14 protein-coding genes and 1 pseudogene are annotated in these 23,916 nt (G+C 34.6%); 3 read left to right on the top strand and 12 right to left on the bottom strand.

Going from position 1 to position 23,916, the window contains the following annotated elements:
• Nucleotides 1–50: 50 nt before the first annotated feature.
• The 7 genes from M2265_RS18140 to M2265_RS18110 all read right to left on the bottom strand — a co-directional run bounded on the left by M2265_RS18140 (nucleotide 51) and on the right by M2265_RS18110 (nucleotide 12,156).
• A complete protein-coding gene (locus M2265_RS18140) occupies nucleotides 51–2,381 on the bottom strand; it encodes a hypothetical protein (protein ID WP_132769493.1) in 2,331 nt (776 codons plus the stop codon).
• 376 nt (nucleotides 2,382–2,757) lie between these two features.
• On the bottom strand, nucleotides 2,758–4,491 hold the full coding sequence (locus M2265_RS18135; protein ID WP_132769495.1) for a RagB/SusD family nutrient uptake outer membrane protein: 1,734 nt from the start codon (nucleotides 4,489–4,491) through the stop codon (nucleotides 2,758–2,760).
• Nucleotides 4,492–4,505: 14 nt separating this feature from the next.
• Nucleotides 4,506–7,724 (bottom strand): SusC/RagA family TonB-linked outer membrane protein, encoded by a 3,219-nt coding sequence (locus tag M2265_RS18130; RefSeq protein WP_132769497.1) that lies wholly within the window; start codon nucleotides 7,722–7,724, stop codon nucleotides 4,506–4,508.
• Between the two features lie 397 nt (nucleotides 7,725–8,121).
• Nucleotides 8,122–8,634: an isopentenyl-diphosphate Delta-isomerase gene (idi, locus tag M2265_RS18125; protein WP_132769499.1), complete on the bottom strand. Its 513-nt coding sequence runs from the start codon at nucleotides 8,632–8,634 to the stop codon at nucleotides 8,122–8,124.
• 20 nt (nucleotides 8,635–8,654) lie between these two features.
• On the bottom strand, nucleotides 8,655–9,944 hold the full coding sequence (locus tag M2265_RS18120; protein WP_132769501.1) for a cryptochrome/photolyase family protein: 1,290 nt from the start codon (nucleotides 9,942–9,944) through the stop codon (nucleotides 8,655–8,657).
• A gap of 672 nt (nucleotides 9,945–10,616) precedes the next feature.
• Entirely contained in the window at nucleotides 10,617–11,285 is a 669-nt protein-coding gene (locus M2265_RS18115; RefSeq protein ID WP_132769502.1) for a MarR family winged helix-turn-helix transcriptional regulator, read from the bottom strand.
• Between the two features lie 400 nt (nucleotides 11,286–11,685).
• Entirely contained in the window at nucleotides 11,686–12,156 is a 471-nt protein-coding gene (locus M2265_RS18110) for a fasciclin domain-containing protein (protein WP_132769504.1), read from the bottom strand.
• A gap of 409 nt (nucleotides 12,157–12,565) precedes the next feature.
• Between M2265_RS18110 and M2265_RS18105 the strand changes: the two genes are divergently transcribed.
• Together M2265_RS18105 and M2265_RS18100 are read left to right on the top strand one after the other, a co-directional pair.
• Nucleotides 12,566–13,126 carry an RNA polymerase sigma factor gene (locus M2265_RS18105; protein ID WP_132769506.1) on the top strand — a complete coding sequence of 187 codons (561 nt, stop codon included), beginning with the start codon at nucleotides 12,566–12,568 and terminating at the stop codon, nucleotides 13,124–13,126.
• On the top strand, nucleotides 13,126–13,938 hold the full coding sequence (locus tag M2265_RS18100; protein WP_132769508.1) for an anti-sigma factor domain-containing protein: 813 nt from the start codon (nucleotides 13,126–13,128) through the stop codon (nucleotides 13,936–13,938). Before M2265_RS18105 ends, M2265_RS18100 begins: the two co-directional genes overlap by 1 nt.
• A 57-nt stretch (nucleotides 13,939–13,995) precedes the next feature.
• Here M2265_RS18100 and M2265_RS18095 read toward each other — a convergent pair whose 3' ends face one another.
• Together M2265_RS18095 and M2265_RS18090 are read right to left on the bottom strand one after the other, a co-directional pair.
• Complete coding sequence (locus M2265_RS18095) at nucleotides 13,996–16,134, bottom strand: hybrid sensor histidine kinase/response regulator (RefSeq protein ID WP_132769510.1); 2,139 nt, start codon at nucleotides 16,132–16,134, stop codon at nucleotides 13,996–13,998.
• A 271-nt stretch (nucleotides 16,135–16,405) separates the two neighbouring features.
• Nucleotides 16,406–18,397 carry a nucleoside-diphosphate sugar epimerase/dehydratase gene (locus tag M2265_RS18090; RefSeq protein WP_132769512.1) on the bottom strand — a complete coding sequence of 664 codons (1,992 nt, stop codon included), beginning with the start codon at nucleotides 18,395–18,397 and terminating at the stop codon, nucleotides 16,406–16,408.
• A 443-nt stretch (nucleotides 18,398–18,840) separates the two neighbouring features.
• On the opposite strand from M2265_RS18090, the gene M2265_RS18085 reads away from it, so the two are divergent.
• Nucleotides 18,841–19,716, top strand: a complete 876-nt coding sequence (locus M2265_RS18085; protein ID WP_243655401.1) for a tyrosine-protein phosphatase — start codon at nucleotides 18,841–18,843, stop codon at nucleotides 19,714–19,716.
• Nucleotides 19,717–19,793: 77 nt separating this feature from the next.
• On the opposite strand, the pseudogene M2265_RS27030 reads toward M2265_RS18085, so the two are convergent.
• The 3 genes and pseudogenes from M2265_RS27030 to M2265_RS18065 all read right to left on the bottom strand — a co-directional run.
• Nucleotides 19,794–21,212, bottom strand: a pseudogene (locus M2265_RS27030) (acyltransferase family protein); the annotation flags it as partial.
• 552 nt (nucleotides 21,213–21,764) lie between these two features.
• Nucleotides 21,765–23,330, bottom strand: coding sequence for a hypothetical protein (locus M2265_RS18070; protein WP_132769515.1), 1,566 nt, complete (start codon nucleotides 23,328–23,330; stop codon nucleotides 21,765–21,767).
• A 32-nt stretch (nucleotides 23,331–23,362) separates the two neighbouring features.
• Nucleotides 23,363–23,521 (bottom strand): hypothetical protein, encoded by a 159-nt coding sequence (locus M2265_RS18065; RefSeq protein ID WP_165905867.1) that lies wholly within the window; start codon nucleotides 23,519–23,521, stop codon nucleotides 23,363–23,365.
• Between the last annotated feature and the right edge of the window lie 395 nt (nucleotides 23,522–23,916).

Genomic DNA, 23,916 nt, shown 5'->3' with positions numbered 1-23,916 from the left:
TTTTGAAGACAAATTTTCAAACGTTCTCCTATTAGTCTTTACTTATCCATCTACATTACTTTTTGAAAATACACGAGTTTTCCCGATTTTGTGATACCTTGGATAGTTACCTGTACCTTTCCTGCTCGATTATTATTTAAAAATTCGATCTCTTTTGCTGCAACGTTCTTATAGTAAACCAGTATGGGATTCCAGTACAATGTAATACGATCTCCAAAACCGCTTAAATTTAAATTTTCATTTACACTCTGAAAAGGGCGGAGTGATGTATATCCTTTAACTTTCTGCAAATCAACTAACCTTCCTCTATCTCGTACCACTTCAGAGGACGGGAGCGTATAAACGGCGACCACAGGTCCACGACTAACCGTTGGCGTAGGTCCTTCAATTACCTTCACATAAGCAATTTCATTCATAGCCAGGTAGCTTACTTCCTCCGCAGTTGTTTCGATCTCATTGATATAATATGCGACAACATCACTTTTAAATTTCACTATTGGCACATTTGTCATGGGTTGACTAATAATCTGTAATCCCGCAATCTTACCCAGCTGTAGATAAGTAAACAGGTTAAAACTACCTTTGGCCTCTTTGTCGCCCTGAATATCTATGCCCCTTCCATCTTTTGAAAATAGTCCACTTTTAGCATATTTATTATTCAAATCTTTTACCCTTTGTTCATTTACTATTTTGCCGCTAATCTTTACTGTATCAAGTTTGGTTATATCCCTTTTCAACAAAGTCGCCATATACCGAGTTCTAAAATTATCAAGTAACGGATTTTTTTCTACTTCCGGGTTTATCCATAACGATCCTGCATATGGTATATTTCTCAAAGTATCTACCTTGGACATATCATAAAAAGTATAATTCACTTTAAAAGGTATGAACCTCATTTTATCCTCCACCTGCGTGACACGTAACTGTACGGTATCAAATGGAACATAGTCCGTTATTTTAAAACTATTCTCGCCATCAAAAGGTACTTCCATATAACGCATAACCGGGTCCAGTTCACCTTGATACCCAAATGAAATACCACGCTTCGCTTTTCCATCCTCAGCTAAGTTGTCTAAAGTCTTTTCTATTTTTTTCTTACCCTTTTCTTTTAATTCCATTTTACCATGTAATAGTAATATATCATCTGGTTTCCTTTTACCATTATCTGGTATAATAAATTCATCTTTGGATAATGCTGCAATGTATCGCTCATCTTTAGTAATGTCTTGAACAAATTGATTTTCAAATGGCTTTTTTGCTATATTTTTAAATAAGAGATCTGATATCATCGTAGCAGTGCTATCTAATGGAAAAATTCCATCAATAATAGAAACTGAAACATTCGCCAGCTCACCTTCTGGCAATTGAACACGTAACAAATTTTTCCCCAATGGTTCCGAAGAACGATTGACAAAGCTAACATCTGGCGTTATAAAAGTTTCTTGACTTTTAGTGATCAAACCTTCTTTTTGTAATAGATTTCCATTTATATCGTACAACAAAAATTGGAGAACACCATTTACTAATCCATCCTTTGGCAATACAAGTGTTTTTACATCTTGCCCATCCTTTATAATTACTTTTTCATCAAATAATTTCTGGTGATCGAGATAAGCTTGAACAATAACTTCATCGTTTATTTTTCCAACTTTAGAAACCGTCAGTTTATATTTATCTGCACTTTCTCCTACAGTTATCTTATAACCATGATCAACAACGTTAGGTAATACTGTTTTAATTTTTTCACCACCTACCATCTGCCATTCCAAAATATATTCGTTGGCCTCAGGAGTTAGGAATACATTGACTTCTCCATTTTTATCGCTTTCAAATTCTTCTACCACTTTTCCATCGGCTGTTTTGATTTGTCCCTTAAAAAAAATATTTACTGGATTTTTAAAGAGGAATCCAACTGGTTCATGGAGCAGCATATGTTTTATTTTCGGATACATTATCAATTCGGGTATTTGACTCATTCCGCCATTCAATACAATTTTCTCCTCTTTTTGATAAATTGCAATACTTTTATCATAAATCAGATTAGGAAAATCAACCGTGTTTTTTGTAAAAGCATTCAATAAAATCCGATGTTCTGTATAGTTTTTAGGCACCAAATACTGAGCTGCAAAAACTCCATCAACCACAACATAAACATTATTTTCCAGTACCGCCCCCTCTCCATCAGCCCAATCAATATAGACATTTCGTATAGCACTATCCAAAACACCATCTGTCACTACATATCCCTTAAACAAGATTGTATCCCCAGGAAAATACTCGGTTCGATCCAAGTGAATCGCTATTTTGGAGATTGATTGTGCCTGTGTAAAAAGACTAAGAGAAATTAAATTAAAAAAGGTAATGAAGCGCAGTAGTTTCATGTATTTATTATGGCTTTGGTTTATAAAATTGAATGGTTAGCAATTCCCATCTAAAATAATAATAAATCATAACACTTAAGTATTAAATTTTCAAGGAGTTAAAAAAGTTCTACTTGAATTTTCAACTCATTTTCAGAGGTTACTTTACGATAAAGGTTTTAGCAATCCAACTTATGCAGGTTCTATCTTTTTTGAGAATAACACAGAATAAAATACCATTAATGAAAAACACCTTTACATGAGAAACTGTATGATATATGATATCTTCATCCTATCATTTCTATGAAACGTGACAGATTTTACTCTATTAAGAATAAAAATGTGTATTACTAAAGGTAAAAAAGCACGGAATTAAATCCCGTGCTTTTTTTCAATACTACCAGTTAGGGTTCTGTTCTAACTTTACATTTTTAGCGAGTTCAGAAGTTGGCAATGGCCATAGATAATCTCGATCCTTATCAAATCTACGTAATGTAGCAGGTTGCAAAATTATATAATTCTGATCGTTTACTAGAGTCTTATCCGACCATTTGTCACCTGTAGCTGTTAGATATTCTGTAAATAAATAACTACCTAACAATGCTTTTGGCAACTCAATTTCTGCTATTTTCCATCGAATCAAATCCCAATATCCATGCCCTTCAAAGGCCAGCTCAACTTTTCTTTCACGTCGAATTTCCGTCCTCATATTTAGTCCATTACTATTTACAAAAGCATTGGTTAATTTAGGCATTGCAACATAATTTGGTGCAGCATCTGTACCAATATTCACTTGTGGCAATCTGCCTCGAAGTGCATTGATCGTTTGATCCAATACCATATCACTGATTGTTCCATCCAACTCATACACAGCCTCAGCATAATTTAAAAGGACTTCAGCATAACGAATGACAGGTCGGTCTATATAAGATGCTTGAAGTGTCCAAAAATCTTTTTTAGCATATTTTCGTATACCGTATCCACTTCTTTGATAACTAGGATTCGGTATCGTGTAATTACTACTGGAAATAAACTCATCTCCCCTTTTAAAGATACTGAAACTCATACGCGGATCTTTTTTACTGAAATATTGAGCGTGAGTCATTGATTTATCAGGTTTCTGATATAATGGTGATTTTTCAATTGGTAAGCCATCTGCCATCAAATAGTTATCAACAAAATTTTGAGTTGGGACTACAGAATTTCCTTCATAATAGCGTTGTACAGGAGTAGAAATCACACTATTATCACGATTAATCCCATATGTCTTTACTATTATATTTTCTTTATTCGATCGGCCTTCACCAGCCTCTTGGAATAAATTAAAATAAGCATTATTAATAACTTCACCGTGACTTCCTACAGCCGATGCAGTAAACAAAGCATGTGCGCTAGAATTAATAACAGCTTCGGCAGCCTCCTTGGCGATGGTTAAATGTTTCTTTTGCTCACCATAATTATGAAACTTTTCTCGCGTTCCTTCGAACAGAGCTACTCTAGATTTAAATGCTAGCGCTGCAGTTTTAGAAATTCTGCCATATTCTTTTGTGGTATTTAGTTCATCTGCAGATCGTAAAACAGATATTGCATAGTCCAGGTCATCCAAGATGAATTGAAAAAGTTCTTCCCTTGAAGCGCGTACTTTAAAAATATCAGGATCATCTACAGTCATCGTTTTTGTGATCAATGGTACTCCTCCAAAACGTTTAAACATTTCAAAATAATACCAAGCCCTAAAAAACCTTGCCTCACCCACATACCAATTTATTTGCGTCAGATCACCACCCTTTTTAATAACCTCTTCAGATTTTTCAATTAGTTTATTAGCTTGAAAAATACCATTATAATTATAATCTGTACTAGTGGCCGGGGTTGCACGAGAACCATCGCTTATATTATTTGATGAAGTATTCGGGTAAGCATCTGTTGACCAATTATCTACAGTTACATCTGCTAATGTTAGTCCTGGTATTGTAGAATAAAAATAATTAGCCGCCAACCTGATATCTGCCACCGTATTCCAGAAGTTAGCATCACTCATTGTTGTCTCTGGCACTTCATTGATATCACAAGAAATAAAAGAGCTAAAAGAGACCGATGCTAATAATAGATATAAAATTCTTTTTTTCATAATCATTGTTCTTATTATAAATCAATATTTAAACCGAAAGAGATAGAAGTTGCGAATGGATATGGAGATACTTTACCATCTTCAGGCTTCATCTCTGGATCGATCACTCCTTTATAAATTCCCAATCTAGAAATTGTCAATAAATCTTCTCCAGAAACATACATACGTACACGAGAAAATGGTAATTTCTTAACTGTTTCCCGCGTCAAAGAATAACCAATCTGGATATTTTTCAATCGTGCATATGCACCACTCATAAACCATTTATCCGAATTTTGAAAGTTTTGAGTTCCTTCTAAATAAGGGCGCGGATAAGCTGCATCTCTGTTCTCAGGAGTCCAATAATCCATATGAAAATTCATTGGCAGATAATACGAATATAATTGAGGTTGAATTAATTCATTACTTGGTTTAAACTTACGCTTACCAATCCCTTGAACAAACATACTGAAATCTAAGTTTTTATACCCAAAATTAAAGTTGAACCCATACTGATAGCGTGGATTAATATCTCCCAGATACTGCAAATCACCAGCATCACCAACGATATTTTTTCCTGGCGAAATTTCACCATTTCCATCTAGATCTACATAACGAATATCACCTAACCCAGGTACGCCCGCTTTATTTATCAACTTAGCATAGCTTGGTGCATTTTTTAGATCCTCTTCTGTCTGAAAATAACCGTTGGTTTTATACGCCCAAATTGAATTAAGCGCATACCCTTCTACCAAATTATTAACACCAGAATAAATAATATTATCCGCGCCACCATATTTCACAAGCTTATTTTGATTATCTGCAAGATTGAATGATGCTCCAAAAGTAATATCGTCACCGATCTTATCTTGATATCCTAAAGCCAGTTCCCATCCCCAGGTCTTCATTTTTCCAACATTAGATTTGGGAACATCAATCCCGATCGTTGCGGGCAAACTTACTCTTACAAGCATATTGTTATTATATTTATTATAATAATCAAATGATCCTTTCAGCTTTCTATTCAAAAAGCTAAAATCCAAACCAAAGTTTTGTGTCTCTATTGTTTCCCATGAAAGGTTAACAGCAGGAATCATACTTTGATATAAATATGTCTGTCTACTATCACCTAATAAGACATTAGACCCTGTTTGTAATTGCGCTATAAAATCATAATATCCAATTCCTACCTTCGAGCCAACTTTACCCCAAGAAATACGTGGTTTTAGCTCATTAACAACAGTGGAAATACCATCAAACCAAGATTCTTTAGACATATTCCATCCTGCAGAAAATGATGGAAATACCTTCACTCGTTGTCCAGGAGTTAATCGAGAGCTTTCATCACTTCTTATCGTTGCTTCAAATAAGTATTTCTCTTTATAATTATAGTTGAAACGACCGAAGTATGATTGCATCTTCTCTGTTAAAGCTGATTGTGAATTTGACTTATTCACTGGATCTGAAGTAAAATTCAAACTCGGATTATCATTAACATATAGATTTTTGGTTGTTGCTCCCAAAGTTTGATAGTCATATGAGTACAACTGATATCCTCCCATGATATGGAAATTATGATCTGAACCAAGTTTAAAATCATAATCTGCTACAGCCTGATAATTCTGACTCAGGGTTTTATAGTCCATTATTGAATAATTATTTGGATTATTCAATTGACTGACAGTATTAGCTTCAGGTCCAGAATAGAAGGTTACGGTACGTCTGAAGTTTCGATTTTGCTTAGTAATATCCTCTCGACTATACATTAATTTGACTTCAAGTCCTTTTACTAACTTGTGTATCGTTGCAGTTGCATTGTTAAAATAAGTACTGCTACGATCTCGGTTAAATCCTCCGTCTTTCAACAAAGCATAACCAAAAGCTGATGAAGTACCGCTACGATAATATGTTCCGTCTTCATTAAAAATAGGGAACCGCATTCGTGAAGAAAAAAATTGACGTAGTATTCCATTTCCACCCCCATCTAAGCCATATCCACCATCCTGCGGATTATCTGTAGCTTGATCGATAAATGCACTACCAATATCTAACTTGATATATTCGTTTACTTTTGCAGAAATATTTGCACGTGCATTCCATCTCGTAAAATGATCTTCTCCAATCTTAAACATACCTGCCTGGCTCATATTTCCCAATGACGCCATATAAGTTACGTTTTCATTTCCTCCGGAAAACTGCAGATTCGTATTATTCATTGTATAAGACTTTTTAACCACCTTATCAATCAAATTTTCCTGATTGTATGTTCTCCACTGACCGTTAGAGCCTAAAACAAACGTAGGACCATTGATAGCATAATTCAGATCTTCTTCATTATACTCTGGCGCTAATCCAGCATTTGCTCTTGCTGTATTAACATAGTTCATTTCATCGATCAAAGACAGTCTTTCAGGAATATTAGCAGGCATTTGCCAGGCCATATTACTCATCAATGAAATTCGTGATTTACCCTTTTCACCCTTTTTCGTGGTAACCAAGAGAACTCCTCCTGCAGATTGTGCTCCATAGATAGCTGTAGCTCCACCATCTTTCAGAATACTAATATTCTCAATATCATTAGGATTTAAAGCCATGAATGTACCTTCAGAACTTATAACTCCATCGATAACAACCAAAGGCGCAACGCCACCATTCGCTGAAGTAGCTCCACGAACTTCCATATTTAAACCTTGGGCACCTGGTCTTCCCGAGTTTCGGCTAATTACTAAACCAGGAGCTGCACCCTGAAGCATATTGACTACAGTAGGTGATGGTCTATCTTTTAATACTTTTGCATCGACCTGTGACACTGCACTTGTTAAATTGGTTTTCTTTTGATTACCGTATCCAACTACCACAACCTCATCAAGAACATCTTCAGTTTGCTTTAAAATTACTTTTGCAGCACCAGAAGCTAGTACTTCTTGGCCAATATAACCAATTGAACTAAAAACCAAAATAGGGTCGTGAGTACTTACAGCTAAATTATAATTCCCATTAATATCTGTTGAAGTCGAGTTTTTACCACCTTTTTCTCTTACTGTAACGCCGCTGACAGCTTTACCAGTTGCATCAACCACTTTACCAGAAATGTTTTGTTGCGTTCGTAATTTAGCATACACCAGGCTTTCCGGGAAAAGTATACTTGCTATTGCCTGATTAGGCAATACACTAAGTGAAAGTGGTGTTAAAAGTGCAAGATGACAGTATAATTGTGACCAGCCTTTCTTCTTTAAGTAATTGTTTTTAACCATATTCAATGTATTAGGTTTTTATTCGTGTAACTTTTGGTTATAGTGAAACAAGTCTAAACAAAAAAAAACACGTATACTATCGCTCAAATCAAGCAATCGATTGCACTGCATACGAAAACGATGTAGAAAAGATATGGGTCAAATATATTTTGCACGAACATGCAAAACAAATGCGGTATAATCTCAATATTATACCGCACAAGGGAAAATTATTCAATGAGAATCTTAAGTGAAAAAGGTAATATTACACATCAAAATGTTAGATATCTAAATAAATTAGTAATCACAACATCTAATAGTTACTTATAATTTAACTCTCGTATATTAAAACAGTATTTATTCGTAAATAAACTTGTAGTAAGCGTTTTACTTTCAAAAAAATGACAATGAGATCCAATTATATTTGTCCGATAAGCTGAGGTAAAGCCATTCTAAACCAATACGTAAAAATATCTGGTTGATCATTTATCTTTTGGAGCAATTCTAACTTATCAATCCATTTAAAGGCCTGTACCTCATTAGTATTCAGCACAGGCTGTTGATCGGTATATCCTACTAATACATGGTCATATTCGTGTTCGATAAGTTCATTTTCAACAGGTGTATGGTAAATAAATGCAAATACTCTTTTTAGATCACATTGCAGACCCATTTCAAATTGTAAGCGCTGTTCGGCACTCTCTTTAATATCTTCATCTAATTGTGGATGCGAGCAACATGCATTCGTCCACAATCCGCCACCATGATATTTTTCATTCGCTCGTTGATGAATTAGCATCTGTCCTTTGCTGTTAAAAATGAAAATAGAAAATGCGCGATGCAAAATTCCTTTTTCATGCGCCTCCATTTTGTCCATTTCACCTACTACGTGATCCTGTTCATCTACCAATATTACTTTATTTCTTTTCATATTTTTTACAGACAATAAATTTACAATGCTTGCTTATATACTCTCAGTGCTCTTTCACGTGCTTCCTCGTGCGACACTATCGGTATCTGAATATTTTTTTCATAATCCGGATTCCAAGTCTTGATATAAGTCAAATCAGCATCAAATTTTAAAGTTTGCGCTGTGGGATTAAAAATACGGAAATATGGGGCTGCATCACAACCACATCCAGCCACCCACTGCCAGTTGCCATTATTGGCAGCCAGATCATAATCTAATAATTTTTGCGCAAAATAAGCCTCACCCCACCGCCAGTCAATTAGTAAATGTTTACAAAGAAAACTAGCTGTAATCATCCGAACCCTATTATGCATAAACCCTGTTTCATTAAGTTGCCTCATTCCTGCATCGACAATTGGATAACCCGTTTTCCCGGAACACCAAAGCTGAAATTCAGCTTCATTATTTCGCCATACGATCGAATCATATTTTGGTTTAAAACTATGTGTGACTACGCGTGGATAGTGATACAGTATTTGCATAAAAAATTCCCTCCAGATCAATTCAGAAAGCCATGTCTCATTATATTTCAAAGCAAACGCTACACACGATCTGATTGAGATTGTGCCAAATCTCAGGGCAATACCTAAGTGTGTTGTATGATCTAATGCAGGAAAATCACGCTTTTTATCATAATCGCTTATAATCTCCAGTTCTAAATTAGGCTTTTCAAATATTATATCCGTTTTCTGAAAGCCCAATACCTCTAGCTCTTTAATTTTCAATGGATTAGTTTTATAAAAATGTTCTGCAGAAACTACTACAGAGGCATAATTCTGAGGAACCAATAGGCTTTTCCATTTTCTCGAATAGGGAGTGTATACACTGTAGGGGTTGCCATCATCTTTAACAATATCCGACTTTTCAAATATAACCTGGTCTTTGTAAGTATTAAATTGAATGTCTCGCTCTCTCAGGTACGATTCTATCAGCTTATCTCTTTTTATTGCCTGTGGTTCATAATCTCTATTACAGTATATACCTTGTACGTCATAAATTTTAGTAATAATCTCAAAAATCTCAAGTGGTTTACCGTGATAAGTCTGCAACGTTGATCCATAATTATGCAAAGTACTATTTAGTGAATTCAAAGCTTGGTGAATATAATCCACTCGTCGATCTTTGTCAGTTTCCAACTTTTGAAGTATAGTCGTATCAAAAATAAATATAGGGAGCACAGGGTAACCCGATGCAACAGCCTGCTGTAATCCCACATTATCTTCTAAACGTAGGTCACGTCTGAACCAAAATATAACAACCTTATCCTTCATATTTCTTGTTTTTTCACCGTACATACGATTAATATATAGCTTGCGATTAATTATTTTTTTTGAAATCGTTAAAAAGAATAATTATTGAGCATAAACTGCCTATAACCATAAATCGCATCTTATACTTAATGTTCAATCTGCGAACATTGAGTATTTGATCCATAATCACTATAGGAGATTCCCATCCAGTTGCGGCGAGTACACCATTTACCTTAAAAAACATTCATTAAGAAAAGATAAACAAAGGCACTTTTCCACTCCCGTTCACTTTGGCTATAAAGTGCAATATAGTCCAGTTCCAGTAGTTATCAATGCCTTAATAATTTGATATATTTTCTGTTCAAGTGATGAATTTATTTGACCAATTAAGATTAAAAAATTTGTCGAGACAGAAATAGTTAAAAATACATGCAAATAGTATATATAAAAAATAACCATTCTTCAATTGGCAAACTAAATAATTGAAAAGGCATGGTATAAGCTGTACTTAAACTTACCAAACACTCATTTTAGTTAACTGTATATTCCATTAAATGAAAAGAGCCGAAACTATAATACTTGTTCTTAAAAATGCTCGAAAATATTTATTAAAATGGCTTTGACGATCAAAAAGCAACCCCAAGCAACGATCTTAACACTCTTATTTACCTAAGCAATTTTCTGCTAACGGATCTAATTCTTTGACAAAGGATAGTTTTCAGCAACAGAAGTAAGTAAATCTGCAACGTCAATATTTTGATCATATATCGGTTGATGAAATTTCTCCAATTTTTGTAATAAACGTATTAATTCCATTTTTTCAGGACGGGTCAGATCTCCTGTGACAATTAGACTGGCTTTACGAATTTTATCCATCTGATTCTCAAGAACGCGCAGTCCCTCATCTGTAATTGAAATGACTTTACTCCTTTTATCATCCTCTGAGTCGACCTGACCTACCCATTTTTGGTGAATCAACCGATTAATGATCTGCATACCAAAAGGTTTATCATGGATATTACGTTTTATAAGTTCCATTTTTATCATTGGCCCAAAAACCTTCAGGTTAATTAAATAAATAAAATCTTCCTGCGTAGAAAAATCTGACTCATGTATAGCCGCTTTAGAGTAAGTTTTTGCAAACCTGTTCATCTGCACAATTAACGTATTGATGACACTATCAGGATTTCGACCGTTTTGCTTTCCTTCCCAGTCCGGTTCTATAGTAGCTACACTTTTGTAATTATCGACTATAAATTGTTGAAAGCCTTCACTATCTTCGCTATACCCTCCATTTTCTTGCTTATATTTTTCAAAATTTTCGAGTAGTTCAATAGTATCTCTTAATAAATTGTAATTCATGATTTGTCAATAGAATAAATAAATAGAATAGAAACATTCTATTTATTTTCATAAATTTACATTTTTAAAATTTAATATTAAAATATAGTTCATTATTACTCTAAATATTTTTTTGATATTGTTTAAATTCTCAGATAATATGTTTTAAAACTTTACCGTATCAAAGTTGTTTCAAGGAATAATTTTTCAAAGATTAATTCCCTTTTAAAACCAATAGTACAAAATTGGTCCTCAATAAAAAAAACTGTAAAACTACTACTAAAATAGATTTACAGTTTGTTATTTAGAAACACATTTTTTAAAATGATATTCAAAAGTCTCAAGATCACCGAAAAAGCATAAGTTTTATTTTCAGAAAAGACTTAAGATTACAAAAACATTTAGCAACCTAAAACAGTACCTAAGGCATCAATACATGGTCAATAACATGAATTACACCATTTGATTGGACAACATCCGCAATCGTCACCTTAGCATCTTTTCCTTTAGCATCACGTACATAAAGATCCTTACCCTTCGTCCAAAAAGTAATCTTCCCACCTTCTACTGTAGTCATTTCAGTCTTCCCTCCCATTTCCTTAACAGATTTTAAGATCGCTACGGAATCAAATTTTCCAGCCAATACATGATAGGTCAACACCTTCGTTAACATACCTTTATTTTCTGGCTTTAATAATTTTTCAACCGTGCCCTTCGGCAATAAATTAAACGCTTCATTTGTTGGAGCTAATAGAGTAAAAGGTCCTTTAGAAGACAATGTCTCGACTAAACCTGCGGCTTTCACTGCCGCGACCAAAGTGGTATGATCCTTTGAGTTAACCGCATTCTCAATAATATTTTTAGTTGGATACATTGCAGCTCCACCTACCATTACAGTTTTATTTGCATGTTACGCTGCAACATTTCCGCAAAAGAGTACACCCATCAATAATAGACCGAGTGTCATAAAAGTGAATTTCGTTTTCATTTCTTATTTTTTAGTGGTTATCATTTTCTTTATTCTATTTCTATCACTTACGAAATAATGTTTCAATTGGATTGCGTTTTGAAATTAAAAATATCTCACCGTCATTTTATGATGTATCATTAAAAAAAACGTGGAGCTGATTTAATCAAAATATTTAAAAAGCTCTAGTCACCTCAACTTTATGTCAAGAGCACTCATTTTAAGACATAAATAATTTGTTCTAATGCAATTTTCTCAATCAATACATTAAAATTCAAATAAATACAAAACTTATTAATCTTATTATATATCTTTGAACTCAAAGACTAATTAATTGAGCCCGATACACCACTTAGAAGAAGATACATTAATTTCCTTATTACAGAAAAAGGATCAGCGCGCCTTTAATTATCTTTATGATCATTATGCGGGAGCACTGTATGGTCTAGTTCTTCGTATCGTTACACTCAAGGAATATGCTGACGAAGTACTTCAAAATGTTTTTATCAAAATATGGAAACATATTGATTCATTCGATGCTTCTCGAGGCAAACTGTACACTTGGATCATTAATATAGCCCGTAATGCTGCATTTGATTACATCAAATCAAAAGGCGTCCAAAATGAACAAAAAAACCAATCTCTTCCAGATATCGTAGATGCTAAAGAAAAACATAACTTTAGTGTTTCTACACAGGTAGATCATATTGGTTTTAAAAACGTATTGAATGAACTTCGTGCAGAATGGAAAGAGCTTATTGAAATGGCCTACTATGAAGGATACACACAACAGGAAATTGCAGAAAAACTAAATATTCCTTTAGGTACAGTAAAAACTCGTACACGAGGAGCACTTTTAGAATTAAAAAAAATACTTAAAGAATACCAATACTAGTGGATATTAAAGAATACATATCGTCAGGAATTATCGAAGCTTATGTGCTAAATCTCGCCAGCGAAGAAGAGGTGAGTGTTTTGATGTGCATAAGTAAGCATAACACTGAAGTACAGCAAGCGATTCTAGAGGCACAAGAAACTTTAGAAGATTTTGCTACTGTCCAAGCTATGTCTCCTCCTGTCGAACTTAAATCAGTGATCTGGGGCAAAATATCCGATCAGACTACTCATCCCGTATTACCACCACCTGTTGAAAAGACAGTTCAGTTGATTGCAGAGCCACCTTTAGCATCATCTGTACGCAACTTAAAGATGCGTAACTGGAGTATAGCCGCTTCTATATTATTAGCGTTAAGTATCGGTACCAATATTTACTATCACAATAAAAAATCTGTTAATCAAAATCTTCTTGCACAATCAGAATCAAAACAAGAATCTACTCAAAAAGCATTGCTGAGTTTGGAGGAAAAATGGGCCATGTTGCAAGATCCTGCAATCAAAACGATCACTTTAGCCGGAGTAGAGCAACATCCAAAACTCAAAGCACATGTTTTTTGGAACACCAATACAACAGATGTTTATCTAAGTCTAGAAAATTTACCTCCTGCTCCAGAAGGTATGCAGTACCAACTTTGGGCAATCGTTGATGGTAAACCAGTAGATGCTGGTGTATTTCCTTTGGATCATACTGACCGAATCACCAGCATGAATCAAATACCTAAAGCACAAGCTTTTGCTATAACCCTAGAGACAAAAGGAGGAAATCCGACACCAAATTTATCACAACTTTATGTGATGGGAAATACATAAGCTTTCGTTATATTTTAATTCAGAAGTTACCGGCCACACTAATTGCAGTCGCATTAGTTATCCCATCGACCTCTTAATAGAGGAAATTAGGTCGTGAGCATCCAATGGTTTTTTCAATTTTGCATCAAAAAGATTTACCTGCTTTTGTTCAGCAACTTCCAGATACATACTGTCTGCCGTAAAAACAAATACCCTAACTAGTTCCCATTCTTTTTTTGCTCGTATCTTATTTAAAATTCCCCAACCGTCAAGATCAGCCATCCTTAAATCTGTGATTACGACATCAACTTCATTTTCATCCATATATACAAGTGCAACATGACCTTGTTCAAAGATATGTACATTTGGAAAATCTTTAAAATAGTGATTCAAGTAAAGAACATTAATCCTGTTATCATCAATGATCACAATCTTCATTTCTTGAGGAAGATCTTCCAATGTATACTGTACAGCGGTGGTTTCCACTATTTTCGTTTTTTCGACAGGAAGTACCAAAGTAAATGTAGATCCTTTTCCTAATGTGCTGACCAAATCAATATTGCCCTCCATTTGTTGGGCAAATAATTTCGATATATATAACCCCAGCCCAAAACTACTTGTTTGCTTCTTCGCTCCGGCCATATAGTACTGACGAAATACCAGCGCCTGTTCTTCTTCTAGAATACCAATACCACTATCCTGAACAGCCACAAACAGCGTTGTTTTTCCATTTTTCAGTTTCAGATAAGCAGTGATACTGACTTCTCCTTGAGAAGTATATTTAATGGCATTACTGATCAGATTAGAAACGATCTGCTTCATTCTAAACTCACTGCTATAAATTAATAATGTAGGGTCTATTTCTATTTTTTTAACAATAGTAATATTTTTATTTTGGGCTTGATGATTGTGTAAATTAAGGATATTTAGTAATAATTGGTGCGGTGCAAAATAATCATATTGCACATCCATTGCCCCTGCTTCCAGTTTACTCAGATTTAATATGTCATTTACAGTACTATTGATTACATCTATTTCGTGCGAAGCAGAGTTAAGATATTCAGGATGGATCACATTACCACCGTTATTCTTTCTTAATATATTAATTATTCCCTGCAATGCATTGATTGGCGATCGTACCTCATGACTTACACTAGCTAAAATAGTCGTTTTCTCAGCCGCTACCTGTGATGCATAATCCTTCTCCTCCTGCAATTTACGTTCATAAGAAACGGCATTTGACTGATAGAAGAAAATGAGGATAATTGACAGTCCAATTATGATAAAAGATCCAATAAGCTGATTTCTAAAATTATGTGTACTTTCTTTGTATAATGCCAAGTCTTTTTTTTCTGCTTTTCGTAGTAGCGCTAACTCGTGACTTTTAATAACATCAATTCCCTTCCTCAGATTATCCAGTAAGCTTCTATTTGCCAGCACCAGTTGTTTTTCTTTATCTTGAAGAGCAACAAACTTTTCTTGGAGGTTCTTTAAATTTTGACGGTAAACTTTTTTATTTTGCTGTATTAGGTAGGCTATATTACGGGAAATTACATCTTTTTGCAACGTATTAAAATCCTGTGTAATCGTCCTAGCGACAAGCGTATCATTTTTAGCTTTAAAAATACGTTTAAAGAGATTTTCTTTTTTTCGGATTGTCGTATCTTTCTTTAATGTATTAAAGGAGGTGTCACTCATTATCCTCTTTACAATCGAATCGACCTGCTCAAACTTAGGATCCCTTAATAATGTTTTATTGGACGAAGATAAAACAGACAAGGAGTCCTTTGTAAAGAATATGAGTTGATCTACCGTCTGCTTTAATGTCGCAAATTCTTGTGAAAGCACCTTCTTTTGCTCCATATCTTCTGCACTCACCTGCATTAAATTTTCCTTCAAAGGCAATTTCGACAATGAGTCTACAGAATACCTAATCGTATCCAATTTATTTTTGTAAGCTGAAAAAGTAGGCTTATCAAAATTCACGGTATACAACCTGAAGAGGTTTTCGGCTTCACTATATACGGAAAATAATCGATCAAGTCCAGAAGATTGTTTATATGAAGATGCATATGCAGCATCAAGACGTTCTTTTACCTTTTGCTGTTCATAATACTGGTAAATAAAAATAACACCTAAGTATATAAAAGAAGCAATAAGTGCTCCGATCAATAAAGCTCGAAGGAGAAATGTTTTTTTCTTTTTTAGTGTTGACAAGAGTTCAGTATATTTTCTTCAGATGTATGGCAAGCGCAGGCATCGATACTCCATGCAGCATATTTTGCTGACATCAAATTATGTGAGCATTAAAATAGTAACAATAATAACTATTATAACTGTACACCTATGAAGATCGTTGGATAAAAAATAGATTGTTTATAAATTTGTAGCTACCCCACTACATCAATCTATATTTCGAATGATAATTTTCTAATTAAAGAATATAATACTCCTAAACAAGGAAATTATTTATTAAGGAAATATCCTGTTAAGCATTTCTAGCGATAGGATAGATCGGTACTTCAGAAACTATTTTATCCATAATTTCCATGTCCAAAACTTCATTATCCAGTATTTCGAATTCTGAATTCTGCGACTTAAATTCAGGAACTATTTTTTTCATATGTCTCACGAGATTCATAAAATCGGGTAAAATAGCATGCGGACCTACTATATGTTGACACAAATAATTAATTCGTTCTACTTTTTGAAGCAAATCGTCGTGATTTACCTTCGCTATCATTATTTTGGGATGGTGAGTCTTTATTGTATTCTCATTATTCGCAAGAAGCTCTTCATAGATCTTCTCTCCAGGGCGTAACCCAACGATTTTGATATCAATATCTTCTGGATAACGATAACCTTTCAAATTAATCATACGTTTTGCCAGATCGATGATACGAATTGACTTACCCATATCAAACACAAAAATCTCTCCCCCTTTTCCCATTACTCCAGCTTCTTGGACCAATTGACAAGCTTCTGGAATTGTCATAAAAAATCGGGTGATATCAGGATGAGTCAATGTCAATGGCCCGCCTTGCTCCATCTGTTTCTCAAAAAGTGGGATTACCGATCCATTAGAACCTAGCACATTACCAAATCGGGTAATGATAAATTGAGTATCGGATTTTCCACTGCAACTGCTCACATATATTTCAGCCATGCGCTTTGTTGCTCCCATAATATTAGTCGGGTTAACCGCTTTATCCGTGGATACCATGACCATTTTTTTAACCCCATATTTCATCGAGAGGTCTACAACATTTTTACTTCCTAGCACATTTGTCTGTATTGATTCGTATGGATTAGCCTCCATTAAGGGCACATGTTTATAGGCCGCCGCATGAAATACCAAATCCGGATGATACTCTGCAAATATCTTTTGCATGAAAAAATAATTACGCACATCTCCAACAACACAATGTAAATGTTCAGGATAGCTGCATTTTATTGATTGTTGTATATCATACAAAGGAGATTCAGCTTGATCTAATAAAATCAATTTTTTATAAGAACGTCGGGCAATTTGCCGAGCAAGCTCTGAGCCAATTGATCCTGCTGCACCTGTCACCAAAATTACTTTACCTTCCATCTCGGCTTCTATCTCATGGTGATCCAGTTTGATAGGCTTACGTCCCAATAAATCATCAATTTCTAAAGGTCTGATCTCACGATTCACTCTTGAATTAGGTAGAATACGCGCAGGAGACATGATTTTAAGTTCAAGACCAAGCTGATGGAACCAATCCGAAACATATTGCAAACGTTCCGGATCATTATTTTCTACAGCAATAATCACATCCGTTATACGGTTTCTTTTAATAAAATCTGATGTAATTTCAGTTATATCCAGAATTTTTAAACCCGCAAGCCGTTTACCCACTCGATTTAACTGATCCTCTACGAATGCAATTACATGATATTTCACTTGAGGGTCTTCTTTCAAAAGAGAGTAAGTTGAGAGTCCGGGACGAGAAGCACCAAAAATCAAGACGTTTTCCAACTTTCTGGCAGATAATGAGAGATATTCAAATACCGTACGATATACCACACGAGAACCGATCATGAATACCAGTAACATACAGAACTGCATGGTCAATAGTCCATAAGGTAATCTTAGGAAATCGGAGACCACACTTCCCCTTGTCACCACAGATTTAACGACTATCATAAATAGCATGAGCACAATATAAGCAGTTACTGTAGTTTTGAATATTTTAATTGCATCTTGAATACCCGTCTGGCGCACGATTCCTTTAAATGTACTGTTGCAAACAAAAAATATGCAATATACGGGAAGAGTAACGATTAACTTTTTCATCGCCATGCAAATATCAGTAAAGCCCTTAATATCATAAAGTACATAAATAGACAGTACATAACTGACAAATACAATAAACATATCGATTATCAAAATAATCCAACGCGGATGGTCTCGATATAAATGTCTTTTTAAATCTCCAAAAAAACTTATCATAATCTTATTGCTAACAGTTCACTCTTATTAATAGGATATGGTTAGTAAAGGGTATTTAGATGACCCTTAAATGGCTCCTATTCAATATTATAATTCACAACACCAATTTACTTAAAAATTGGCAATCCCAGCATATAAATTTTCATATATTTATTAATTATTAATAAAACCGGTTCACTTTTAATATGCTTTCTAGCGAAGTGGCAGGGTTAATAACAAAAATCTTACAAAAAGGTTTTTGATTTAAAAACTTTACTAAATAAAATTCTAAAAAATTTCTTTATCAAGGCTTTAACTGTTTAAACAGTTATATTATCATCCTTTCAAACACATTTCCTCACAAGTAATGTTGGCACACTAATTGAGAACATTTATTTACAATAAATTGGGGAAAATAACGTTGTGAAAACAGGCTTTAAGCTCATATTTCAATTTTGCTTAATATGCGAATATTTGTCAGATCGCAACGTACTTTAATCTATACTATCGAAAAACAATTATTACTAAAATCACAGATGTCTTTTTTTAGCAATCTATTCACAAAAAATAAAAATGCCGCTTCGGTTCGATCCATATCACAATTGGATTTTCTTGAAGTTGACATGCATAATCATTTACTACCGGGCATTGATGACGGTAGCACATCAGTACAGCAATCATTAGGCTATATTAAGGAATTAAGCAGCCTTGGTTTCAAAAAATTTATTTGTACTCCACATATCATGGAGGGTGTACATCCTAATACTAAATTTAGCATTGGACAAGCCCACCATGCACTAAGCGAAGGATTAAAAAATTCAGGAAGCGATGTGGAGATTTTTGCTGCCGCAGAACACATGATCGACGACGGTCTTCATGCACTGGTTGAGAGCAATGATTTGTGCTTAATGCCTGGCGGATATGTTTTGATTGAAATGTCATACCTTTCCGAATCGAAGGCTTTATTTCAAACGATATTGAATATTCAAAAATTAGGATACAAACCTATTTTAGCACATCCCGAACGGTATAACTATTACCATAGCAATTTCAACATTTACAAACAGATAAAAGATGCTGGATGTTATTTACAATTAAACCTTTTATCTCTGAGCAGATATTATGGTGTTGATGTAAAAGCCATTGCCATGACACTTGTTAAATCGGGAATGTACGATTTTGTCGGAACAGACCTGCACCATGATAAGCATCTCCGCTCATTAAAAGATATTGTTGAAAAATATCCTGTCCGGGAAATGCTAAAAACCTGTACAATTTTAAACCCGACCCTACTTGATCATTTCAATGCAGGCAAAGGGCAACATATTATCGCTGGATAAATAATCGGAATAGCAGATAAAAAAGGAGCTTTATACTAACATGTATAAAGCTCCTTTCATTAACAGCGTATATGCGATCACAGATATTCCTTACGTAGCAGATAATCTACAACCTGACTAGCCCCAAATGCACTAAGATGATGTTTATCAAACATGTAAGACATCCCCATTTCCTGAGAATTGTGCTCTATTTCTCCATGTTTATAAATATCAATATAATGTTGCTCCGGGATAATTCGTTTCAGAAATTCATTAACTTGTTGCCCTTCGTCTAGAATAAATTGCTGCTCATCTAGAACAGGGTTAAACATTTTCTTTAATGCAACCTGTCGGTAAGGAACCTGATAAAGTTCGGTTTGTCCGATGAAATAATACTGTAGCCCATAACTATCAAAGAGCGCAGTCATCTGACTTAAACCTTGCTTTATTTCTTTAGGTGTATAGTTCATTTCCTCATATGTATTCATTAACCAATGAACAGAAATAAACACCTTATTGATTTTATTCTCATTTTTAGGCAGGAACTCGGTATAAAAATAGTTCCATAACTGAACTGACTTATCATAACCTTTTGGATCTGGAAAAGGAAAAGTTAGGCTTAAACTCATCTCAAGCAGATGCTGATCTTCTTTCAAGGCATTTCTAAAAGCCGTAGAAAGCTGCGCCGCATGGCTGTCCCCGATCAATAAGATATTTTCTTTTCCCACATCGATTTTCAAACATTCTTCTTTATCATAGGTGTTATAATTCGGGCTTCTTGTGATATAGCAATTACATGGGTTCAAATGCTGATGCTCATCCTGTTGAAAATAATGGACATATTGATTATCAACGAGGCGAATTTTATCCCATAATGTATGATTAGGAAATACAAAGAGCATTGTTGCAAGTAAAGCAACTACACATCCAGAAATTGTTAAAATCTTAGCGCCAAATATATTTTTCTTTCGCTCAAACAGATAAAAAGATAGGATAGCAAAAATAAAAGAAAGAAAAAAAGGAATAAGAATACTATAACGCCATTGCATCAAAAACTCAAATTTTCGATAGAGCACATAAAATGGCCAATGCCACAGGTACAAAGAGTAAGAAATTTTTCCTAAAAATTGAATTCCGCTATTTTGAAACCATACCAATTGATGATCTATAGTCAATAAAACAGCAGTTGCCAAAACAGGAATTACAACTAATATTGGAGACCATGTATGATTTGCGCGAATAAATAGAGCGGAAACAAACATTAGTACTAAGCTCATAATGGTTAGTGCTGTTAAGAATGGTTTCAACCTAACTTTTAATTCTTGACTGTACAAAAAAGCCAAACCCCCAATTAAAAATTCCCAAATCCGCGTCGGCATCAAATAAAAAGCCCAACTGCTACGACTTCCCATACCAAGAGAAAGAGATATTACCGTTAAAACAATTAAAATAAAGCGAAATTGTTTTAAATGATGTAAGTACCGATCCTTAATTGTCCATAAAGCAAGAGGATATACTAAATAAAATTGCTATTCAACAGCTAGGGACCAGCTATGTAAAAAAAGATTGTCCTGAGCATCTGGCGAAAAATAATCACTAGATAAGCTACCGTAATATATTAGATATAAAAGATAGGCTTAATGCAATATACTTAGCATTAAGTTTCAGATCTACATCAAAATAGAGAAGAGGTTATATAATTAGCATTAGTGCCGTAACACCTAAAAGAGCTAGAACAATGCGTTTCATTCTTCTTTCAATAAATGAGAAATAAGAAAATCGATTCCCTTTAATCTCTGTTAAAATAATTTTAGTAATCAAAAAACTTAATATCACAAAAAATATGTCAACCCCTATATATCCGCCCTCAAAAAATGGAAAATTATAATGATAGAGTAAAACAAACAACAATTGCCCTTAAGAGACCAATATCATAACGAAACGTCATTAAGGCTAGAATTCAATGTGATGGATGTTATAAATCTATGAAAATTAGAAGAGTAAAAAAAGAGCGCTTTCAATAGAAAGCGCTCTTAAAATAGATATATTAAAACTTTTATTTACTTACATTACTTAACACAACGGATCTGCATAGCAGTTGTCGAAGAAGCAGGCGCTGCATTGTTTATATCCCAAGGGCCACTTGCCCCCATACGAAAGAATTTCTCACCTGCCAATAAATAGTAACCTTGAGAGCCAAATAAACCACCACCATCAGCATTATTATGGTATGCACCTCCATAAGGTAAATATAAATAACCATGTCGATCGACAGGATTGATCTGAGTACCAAAGAACATACCTACATTAGTCGCTTTAGTACCATCATAGCTATCTATCCAACGGGCAGGCTGATAAATATTAGGACCATGATTATCTATTCCATTAGGATTAGTATTACTTATCAATTTATCGAATTCTGTTGCGGTAGGCAGTCTCCAGGTATTCAAAGGTAATACCAAAGAACAAGGATCTGCAGAATTCCCGTTAATAGCTGTCGAAGGTCCTTGATTGTAATTCGTACCATCGATTACTTTCGGTTTTTGAAAACCTGGAAACCAATAGTTACCATAAGTATCATTAGTCTTAGCAAAGCCATATACACCATTGCTATATGTTAAGTTACCCAATGCCCATACTTGACCACCGATATTTACACTGATGGGTGATCTTAACTTATATTCAAGCACATACTTAACACCAGGCCTAAGAGTCCAGTCGCTTTTACTGATATTTCTTGGCGCACTCCCATTAATAGAAACCCCAGATAACGCTATAGTTCCGTTTGATGTGGCGGCAGTCGTAATAAAAGCATTATCAGATAAAATTACTTTTCCAGTCTTTACTGGTAAATTAAAAGGAACAGTTTTACTTCCTGTACTATAAGTTAATGCACCATTTGCTAATGTCACATTCACGTTTTCATTTGAAGGCGTAATTGTAGCCCCTGCAATGGTGGTAGCACCCGTTAATTCAGAAGTATCAAATTTTAATGCAACCTGTGTAAACAGATGCTCCAATTTAGCCGTTAATACATTTTGACCAGCTTTTACTTCAAACTCAACCTGATCCAACATAAAATCCTGATCAGCTTGAAGACCTGTAAAATTAACAGTGCTTAGTGTTGCACCCGCCGTTATTGTAGGCAATGCTTTATTTGTTCCAGAAGCATAGATCAGAAAGGTATAATTACCTTTAGCAATGGCAAAATCTGCAGAATTGCTACCTTGTGTAAAATTCTTTGTTTCTTTATAATTACCAGCAGCATCAAAAATTGCGACATAGTATACAGTACCTTGTTTCAATTCATTTTCTTCATTACCTGTATTCACTGCCGCCGCACGGTTTGCCGCTTTTAAGCCACTTGCAGCATTTGATGAACTTACCGGTGTCAAAGTCGCTACCAAAGTATATTCATTGTCAAAAGGAATTTCAGCCGTTTGTATCGCCGATGCATAGCTGCGTCCTACAGAAGCAGCCTTGACAGGTTCGTCTTTAGCATAAGTCTGACCAATTTGTAAGCTTACCGTAGAATTACCGTTAATTACTTCATTAGTATCTTTATTACAAGAAGAAATAAAAAGTGCTAACGCTAAAGTAGTAGCTAAGCCCAGTTTAATTGTATTTTTTTTCATTATATTTAAATTATCATTGAAAATGTAGGTAATTATGACCACTCTTGATCCTGTGCTTGCGTCTCAGTTTTCCAAGATTCATTGATAGAGTTATTCATTGCGGAAGCCGCTGCAATGCTATGTTCAAGTTCTACTTGAAGCATACCAACACGAGGAGACTCATAACTTAATTGGCCTGTAGAGTTAGCCAAAAATACTTTGTTAGTTTTCATTTTTATTTTCTTTATTTTTAAATATTTAATCCTAACCTGAAAATCACACCCCGAACTATCACACTGTCTATAAAGGAATTACAAACTTACTTTCAGATTTTAAGTTGAGCAAACCTAGATAATATTCGCTTGTATAAATACAATTTTACTCTAAATAATTGCATCTGTAGATGATCAACTACAAGTGCTAAACCTTTTGTAGCTAGCCATCTACAACCAAAGCTCAAACTTTCAATTCTGTCATCAACAGAAAGTTTTTGAGAAAAAAGATAGTTCCCCATTTGCGATCGGGAACTATCAAATTATTCAGACACTATTAACAATCTAGGGTACGGGAATCATTGAGACCATCAGTCCATTCCTGTTGTACCGTA

The sequence above is a fragment of the Sphingobacterium kitahiroshimense genome (genome assembly GCF_025961315.1).
Classification (GTDB): Bacteria; Bacteroidota; Bacteroidia; order Sphingobacteriales; family Sphingobacteriaceae; genus Sphingobacterium; species Sphingobacterium anhuiense.
Note: the sequence above shows the minus strand (reverse complement) of the source record. Positions and strands in the feature narration are given on the sequence as shown.